Origin of the sequence: Vibrio sp. TRT 17S01 (assembly GCF_050113695.1) — a bacterium.
In the GTDB taxonomy this organism is placed as follows: domain Bacteria; phylum Pseudomonadota; class Gammaproteobacteria; order Enterobacterales; family Vibrionaceae; genus Vibrio.
Genome location: NZ_JBNJOG010000003.1, coordinates 472,866 through 479,276, shown reverse-complemented (window position 1 = coordinate 479,276; position 6,411 = coordinate 472,866). Strand labels below are relative to the sequence as shown.

6 protein-coding genes are annotated in these 6,411 nt (G+C 39.7%); all 6 read left to right on the top strand.

The features are described from left to right. The first annotated feature begins 5 nt into the window (after nucleotides 1–5). The 6 genes from tssI (at nucleotide 6) to ACQEXS_RS07725 (ending at nucleotide 6,316) form a co-directional block, all read left to right on the top strand. Nucleotides 6–3,101 carry a type VI secretion system tip protein TssI/VgrG gene (tssI, locus tag ACQEXS_RS07750; RefSeq protein WP_427013404.1) on the top strand — a complete coding sequence of 1,032 codons (3,096 nt, stop codon included), beginning with the start codon at nucleotides 6–8 and terminating at the stop codon, nucleotides 3,099–3,101. Beyond that, nucleotides 3,088–3,447 carry a hypothetical protein gene (locus ACQEXS_RS07745; protein ID WP_427013391.1) on the top strand — a complete coding sequence of 120 codons (360 nt, stop codon included), beginning with the start codon at nucleotides 3,088–3,090 and terminating at the stop codon, nucleotides 3,445–3,447. Before tssI ends, ACQEXS_RS07745 begins: the two co-directional genes overlap by 14 nt. Nucleotides 3,448–3,593: 146 nt before the next feature. Then, complete coding sequence (locus ACQEXS_RS07740) at nucleotides 3,594–3,980, top strand: hypothetical protein (RefSeq protein WP_427013390.1); 387 nt, start codon at nucleotides 3,594–3,596, stop codon at nucleotides 3,978–3,980. A 270-nt stretch (nucleotides 3,981–4,250) separates the two neighbouring features. After that, a complete protein-coding gene (locus ACQEXS_RS07735) occupies nucleotides 4,251–4,766 on the top strand; it encodes a hypothetical protein (RefSeq protein WP_427013389.1) in 516 nt (171 codons plus the stop codon). Further along, entirely contained in the window at nucleotides 4,759–5,148 is a 390-nt protein-coding gene (locus ACQEXS_RS07730; protein ID WP_427013388.1) for a hypothetical protein, read from the top strand. Before ACQEXS_RS07735 ends, ACQEXS_RS07730 begins: the two co-directional genes overlap by 8 nt. Nucleotides 5,149–5,806: 658 nt before the next feature. Continuing rightward, a complete protein-coding gene (locus ACQEXS_RS07725) occupies nucleotides 5,807–6,316 on the top strand; it encodes a hypothetical protein (RefSeq protein ID WP_427013387.1) in 510 nt (169 codons plus the stop codon). Nucleotides 6,317–6,411: the final 95 nt, after the last annotated feature.

Here is a 6,411-nt window from a genome sequence, read left to right as displayed (position 1 = left end):
CAACGTTGAATTTCAATCTGCGCGTCGATGGGCTAGAAGACGGCACCTTAGTGGTTCGGGAATATCATGGCAGTGACTCCCTTTCTCAAAGTCGCTTGAATGATGGCAGCCTGTGTCACGGTTACCGATATGAACTGGCACTGGCCAGTCGCAAAGCTAACCTCACCGCAGACCAAGTGGTGGATAAAGCCATTCAGTTGGAAATTGAACTCAATGGTCAGATTGTTCAACGGGTTCATGGCATTGCCCGTAACTTCACTAAAGGTGATACTGGCCATCATCACACCTTCTATGCCTTAACCTTAGTTCCTGCCCTTGAACGTTTATCCCTACGCCATAACAGCCGTATCTTCCAGTTAAAAACCGTCCCTGAAATTCTCTCTGTTCTGCTTCAGGAAATGGGGATTAACGACTATGCCTTTTCCCTAAAGCGTGACTGTGCCCAACGTGAGTTCTGTGTTCAATACCGAGAGACCGATTTAGACTTTCTCCATCGCTTAGCAGCCGAAGAAGGCTTGGTGTACAGCTTTATCCATGAAGAAGGTAAACACACCCTGCTGTTTACCGACTCCAGTGAAAGCCTCCCTCAACTTGGTTTACCAATTCCTTACAACGTATTAAGTGGCGGCGCCATCGATACGCCTTACATCTCTCAATTAGAAACCCACACTCAAACGGAAGTCAGTCATACCGCATTAAAAGACTACAGTTTTAAAAAGCCCACTTATGGGTTTGAGCAACAAGCCCTTGGCACTGAGATGGCTTACCAACGCACTGACGTGTATGAACACTTTGATGCGCCGGGACGTTTTAAAGACGATGACAATGGCAAAGCGTTTAACCAAATCCGCTTAGACTACCTCAGACGCGACGCCCATACTGCAACCGGGAAAAGTAACCACCCACAGCTTCAGTCCGGTTACAAGTTTGACCTGCAAGAGCACCTTGATACGGCATTAAACCGAGACTGGTTAGTGGTTCAGGTTCACCACCAAGGGACTCAGCATCAAGCTTTGGAAGAAGAAGGGGGCAACGGTACCACCACTTACACCAACCAGTTCAAGCTGGTGCCCGCGAACATCACTTGGCAGGCTACCCCACAAAGTAAACCTCAGGTGGATGGCCCGATGATAGCCACTGTCGTGGGCCCTGAAGGGGAAGAAATCTTTTGTGATGAACATGGCCGAGTCAAAATCCACTTCCCTTGGGACCGCTACTCGAATGGGGATGACAAGAGCTCATGCTGGGTACGCGTCTCACAAGGCTGGGCCGGTAGTCAATACGGCATGATGGCAATCCCTCGTATTGGTCATGAAGTCATTGTCTCATTCCTAAACGGTGATCCAGACCAACCAATCATCACTGGGCGCACCTATCATGCGACCAACACCTCGCCTTACACACTGCCAGACAATAAAACCAAAACCGTGATACGCAGTGAAACTCATCAAGGCAGTGGCTTTAATGAAATTAGTTTTGAAGACCAAGCGGGGGTAGAGCAGGTTTACCTGCATGCTCAGAAAGACTTCGATGCAGAAATCAAGAACGACCACACCACACACATTAAGCATGATAAGCACCTGACGGTGGAGAATGACAGCTTTACCCAAGTGAAGAATAATCAACATATGACGGTAGGTGGTGAGTCTCGCGAAAAGGTAACGTCTAACAAAACACTTATTGTGGACGGTTCTCTACACGTAAAAACCGGCAAAGTTTGGGTTAACGAGGCTGCAAATCAGATCCATGTTAAAGCAGGTAAAAAAGTAGTTATAGAGGCTGGCTCAGAAATTACGGTAAAAGCAGCAGGTAGCTTTGTAAAAATAGACCCTGCTGGTGTGCACATGGTGGGTGCAGGAATTAACTTAAATTCTGGTGGCAGTGCGGGTAGTGGAAGTGGATATGCGGGTCAACAAGCTGAATTACCCAATGTACTTAAAGAGTTAGCGACTCCGGAAGAATTAACACAAGCTGATATCTTAGCATCGCAAAGAAGTGCAGATGTACGGGTTATCTCAGAGATTGAGTTACTAAATAAAGAGGTTATTGGTATTAACAATGCGGAAGTTTCGGCGTCTCAGAGTAAAGGAACATCGGATGAACCCGGTTCAGAGGTAGCAGAGGAGGCAGCGTTAAGGTTGAAATCCCCGCTTTTAAAGCAATCTTTAATCTTAGACAAACTCGCAAACCGTGAGTCCGCTTCCTATAAAAAAGGTTCGAAAGGGCAAGAGGTTGAATATATTCAGCAAGCATTGATAAAACTAGGTTTTGATTTAGGTAGATTTGGCGTAGATGGCGACTATGGCTCCACAACTGAACGTCAAGTTAAGCTGTTCCAAGAAAACTATAAGCCAACTAACCAAACCCATCTTGCTTATGAAATCGGAGCTGTTGATGGAATCACAGGGCAAGGAACGATTCTTGGGCTAGATGAGGCACTTGTTGAAGGGTGGGATAATGATGAAATGGATTTGAAATGGTTAGTTGTACCTAAAGGCCAATTAACTTTTGATGCTGAAGGGAATGACAATAACTCTAGTATTTATTTCTCTAGAACTATACATTGGCCAGGGGGCAACAGTGGGGTCACGATTGGTCGAGGTTACGATTTAGGACAACAAACCTCAGCGTCAACAGATCTAAATGCTGCGGGTGTCTCAAACGAGCTGTCAGAATGGCTCTTAGGTGCGCAAGGTAAGAAAGGGTCAGAAGCTAAACAGTATTATGATTCAGCCTCTTCCACAATCAAGTCATCAGCCATTACAAGAAAACAACAGTTTTTGTTATTTAATGATGTCTATGGTCGGTTAGAAAAGGATGTATCAAGGATCAGCAAGAAAACAATAACACTGAAAGCTTACCACCCTAATAAAAATATAAACCCAGATGAAGCGTGGGGGGCTATCCCACAAAAAATACGAGATTTATTGGTTGACTTAAGATTTAGAGGTGATTACACCCCAACATCTAGAAAGATCGTACAAACTGATGCCTATAATGGAGATCTCATTAGTCTATCCAATAAATTGGCAGATAAGAAGAATTGGACAAACGTCCCCTCAGAACGAGTAAAAATCAGAGCTGAATATGCGAAAAATTAATCTAACTCTTACCTTGATAGTACTTTCCACTTGTGCAACTGCTGCTTTCAATAAAACGGAACAGGAGCAACTAATAAAAATTAATGATGGATATAAAGTAGAATTGAAGATCGTATCTAACCAAATAAATGAGCTGCATTCGGAAGTATTAGAATACTTTCCTGAAAAAAAATCACAAATCAATGCCCTTTTGGGATCATGGAACACGATGGCAAATAACAAGTGTGAATTAGTATCTTTTGAATCCCATGGAACCGATGCAGAATTTGTAGTTTTCAATGAATGCCTCATTGCTGAAAATAGAAAAATTATCAAGTTCTTCGAGTCAATGATATCGATGCCTTAACCTTCAAATCAAAGCCCCGCATACTGCCTGTCTCTTGATCACATCTCAAAGATCAAAAGACTTTCTATGTATAATAATCTGATGGATTTCAAGGAGAGCTACCCCACTAGACGAAAAAAGGAAGCCTCTTTAATTAAGGAACTACTATGAAATCATTTATTTTTATAATTGGAATTTTTTTCTCGACTTTATCTTGCTCTTCGAATTTAGAAAATATCTATAGCAAGCTGGATATTACTACTTTCAATAGTTCTCTAATGCCTATGCGGTCTGGCAATGAAACTTTTTTATCCGAGTTTGAACAATTACCTCCTCCCATTTTCACAGAGCATGAAATTCGATTGGAAGATGAATATTGGCTATATTCTATTAAGCTGTTCAAGACAAAGGGAGATAGTTTATATATCTGTTTTCTAGATAAAGCGAAGCAAGGTAACTATCATTCGCAAACACCATTAGTATTACGATCATATGGTGAAAAGTTGGTTGCCATTGCTCTTCAGTCAGATGTTTGCAAATCATTTTCGAAATAGTTGAACGCTATTAGCATACTATACAAAGAATAATTATAACAAAGCCCTACTAAGTGCGGGGCTTTGTTTTGCAAGTGCTTGAACTATTTTGAACTCGGTGTCAAGTGCATTTTGAGATGTTTTCAGTTGATAAGCCACCAGCGTACTTCACAGACGCTTTCCTTGTAAAAAATGAGGATTGTACCACCTTGAAAGAACTAAAATTATAAATAAAGCTACTGATAGCTACGAATTAAGGTTTAAAAATATAATTGAACTAGGTGTATTGAGATGACAACTTTAACTAGTGGAATTGCGTTGTTTACTAGCACCTCTGTAAGTGCCGTAGCATTATGTAACGTAAATGAACAAACATATTTTAGCTGCGAATTGGAAAATGGTTATAAAGTAGCAATATGTGCCAAAGGTAACTCTTCACCTGGCAGCGGGTATGTTCAGTGGAGAATGACAAGAGGCACAGAAAGCCAACAACTTATACCTGAAGAACTGAGCGAACCAAAATATAGAGTCAAAGTTAATCACTATTCCGAGAAAATATATAATTTCATATCATTAACTTTCTCAAATGAAGAGATTCTATATAGTGCCTATATGGGGGATTATGGGGAAGAACATTGGATGGAAGGTATAACTATTGGTGATCTCCAGCTAAGTTGTAAAACGCCAGTTAAGAGTGATTATGTGTCTGGTGAATATACCAACAGTTTACAACAGGGAGCCCTCCCATTGTCCGCTTATCCTTTTGAGGCAATGATTGAAGCAGCGTTAAAAACGAAGTTTGACTAAAAAACGCCTAGCAAGAGCCAGGCGCTTTTTTCGAATCGGTCTTCAATATTTAGCTAGCCAATTCAAACTCTATGGGCAAATCGGCGACATTGTACTTACAGTTTATAAAGAAAATTATGCGACGACGAATGTTATTGATCTTATGACAAGCAAAATTGAAAGCTTATTGCGAAACGGGAAAAAAGTATCTAAGCACTGTACAACCTTTGATGAGTACGAAAAGGTAAATATTATTGACTTGGGCGTAAACTCAATGTTGAATGCAAATAACTATGACAAGTCACCTATTAACAAGATTTCTAATCAGTTTCGCGCTATGGAAAACGAAGGAAAACTGAGGTTCATTGACGAACCAATAAGTAAAATAGATGTTGGCATATAGAGGTAAACATATAGGGACTCTAAGTAATGCGATTTTTTTTGGCAATTTTCCTTACACTTACATCATTTGGAGCAAGTGCTAAACTTGATTGTAATGTACCTTTTGTAGATATTAATTCAGACTTTTTAGTAAAAGACTAACGTCCGTTGATGAAGATAGCCAAGAGCTTACAGAAAGGCAGTTTATAGTTAATGATACGGGAGATATAGCAATAGTACATCAAAAAAACATGTGTTATGAGTAACATTCAGATTGAGTGATTTTACAACAGTAGGCATTACCCAGACATAGCGAATAACTTTTTTAATATATTTAATAAAATTAAATCTAAGCACCATCTAAAAATCAATGAGGATATGTTTGTTGGTTTAATTGATATTTAAAAATCTGAGTCATTTTCATCTGATAAAGTTGTAATTAAAAGTCCAACAGATTCCGTTGAGTATGATTTTTCTATTCAAGCTGATGATAGTTATTTTGGCTTATACACTAAAAAACTGAGCTTTTATATAAGTATAGGGGATATATAATTCTTTAATGTAGATGTCCCTTAATTAACAAACGATGACAAGAAATCTCAAGATGATACAAAAGCTAGTTATGAACAAGGCTAAGTAAGGTGCTCTGTACCACATTCACCTTAATAGCTATGAGTACAATGGTTATTAAGGTCTTTGTTAACAACTTAGTAACTAGTAGCGAGTGTTCTTCGGTATACGAGACAAAAAAGAATAGCTTTGTTGTTGTTCCAAACATAAAGGCTTCAATCTCGTCGGAAGGGGTATTTGGATACAGTGACCTTTATTACCTCCCTCAGGTAGAAATTAAGCTCCCTTCTACCAATATGACTCTTGTCGTTAATGATAAAAAATTATCAACAGAACAAAGCATGTTAGACGATGCTGAAAGTACGATATCAGTAGAAAAGTGTCAGAGCACCTATCATGAACTAATTGTGATTCGTGCAAGGTACTTTGAATCAGGGTTGGAATCGATTAGTGAACTAGGTTATATCTATACATTTCAGAAGAGTAACCACTTTCAATTTATAGGTGACTATGAATTTGTTATAGGCGGCCAAAAAGAGTACCAAATGATCATGGATGATCGAGCTATATTGCTTGGTGATCCCAAGGGTTCATTTTCCAAGCTAGATTTTACTTACTAGTTAGTAATCTTCAGTTGAAAATTACCAACTTCCTTAACAAAAAGAGCCAAATTAATATCTTTTCTCTAGGTGACGGTTAGCAGTTCAGTAATAGC

What these genes read in the sequence shown, in the direction of transcription:
- ACQEXS_RS07745 (WP_427013391.1), top strand. Translation starts at nt 3,088, where the DNA reads ATGCGAAAAATTAATCTAACTCTTACCTTGATAGTACTTTCCACTTGT.
- ACQEXS_RS07740 (WP_427013390.1), top strand. Translation starts at nt 3,594, where the DNA reads ATGAAATCATTTATTTTTATAATTGGAATTTTTTTCTCGACTTTATCT.
- ACQEXS_RS07735 (WP_427013389.1), top strand. Translation starts at nt 4,251, where the DNA reads ATGACAACTTTAACTAGTGGAATTGCGTTGTTTACTAGCACCTCTGTA.
- ACQEXS_RS07725 (WP_427013387.1), top strand. Translation starts at nt 5,807, where the DNA reads ATGGTTATTAAGGTCTTTGTTAACAACTTAGTAACTAGTAGCGAGTGT.